The 785-nt window shown below is 59.0% G+C and carries 1 protein-coding gene; it reads left to right on the top strand.

Going from position 1 to position 785, the window contains the following annotated elements; genetic code table 11:
• Positions 1-774: glycosyltransferase (locus B2R17_RS22905; protein ID WP_286765837.1), on the top strand; the 774-nt coding region annotated here is incomplete at its 5' end.
• Positions 775-785: the final 11 nt, after the last annotated feature.

The following is a 785-nucleotide window of genomic DNA, read 5'->3' as shown; positions in this document are numbered from 1 at the left end:
CGACAACCACGAGTCGCCGGCATTCGTGTCGCCGAACCCAACTCGTTGCGTCTGGCGGTGGAACGACAAACGCTTCGCAAAGTGGACCACGTGGTCTGCGTCAGCCGAGCGGTGGAGGCCTTCGCGCAGCAACAACTGAACCTCTCACCGGATCGCACATCGGTGATCCCAAACGCGGTCGACGTCGATGCATTTGCATCTGCCGATCCAATCGACTGGACCGAATTGGGTTGGCCCGCCGACAGTCCCGTGGTTCTGTTCGTCGGACGACTGCACACGCAAAAAGGCTTGGAGCATTTGCAGCGCACCGTTGAGCGGTTCGCTCCCGAAGACAGCCATCGCAAATTGGTGCTGATCGGCAACGGCCCGCTACAAAACGAACTGGCGACTTGGGCCAAACAAGTCTCCGGTGACCGCGTTCGAGTGCTGACATGGCAAAGCAACATCGCAAGCTGGATCGCGGCCAGTCGTGTGGTGGTTTTGCCAAGCCGTTATGAAGGCATGCCCAACGTGATCTTGGAAGCCATGGCGGCGGGCAAGCCCGTTGTCAGCAGCCGTGTCGAAGGCAGCCAAGAATTGATCGGCCATGATCCCCATCAAGGCTTCGAGCTGAACGATGACACGTCGCTCGTTCACTCGCTGGAACGATTCCTGGCCGACGAAGATCTGGCAAAACAAACCGGACAAGCCAACCAGTCTCGCGTCCGTTCCCAATTCACCGTCGACGCAATGGTCGACGCCTACCGCGAACTCTACGCCAAGTTGGTGGCATAGGCTTCCAGCCT

Source organism: Rhodopirellula sp. UBA1907 (assembly GCF_002337565.1).
GTDB classification, from domain to species: Bacteria; Planctomycetota; Planctomycetia; order Pirellulales; family Pirellulaceae; genus Rhodopirellula; species Rhodopirellula europaea.
The sequence above is the reverse complement of the archived record's forward strand: the minus strand, read 5'-3'. Positions and strand labels throughout refer to the sequence as shown.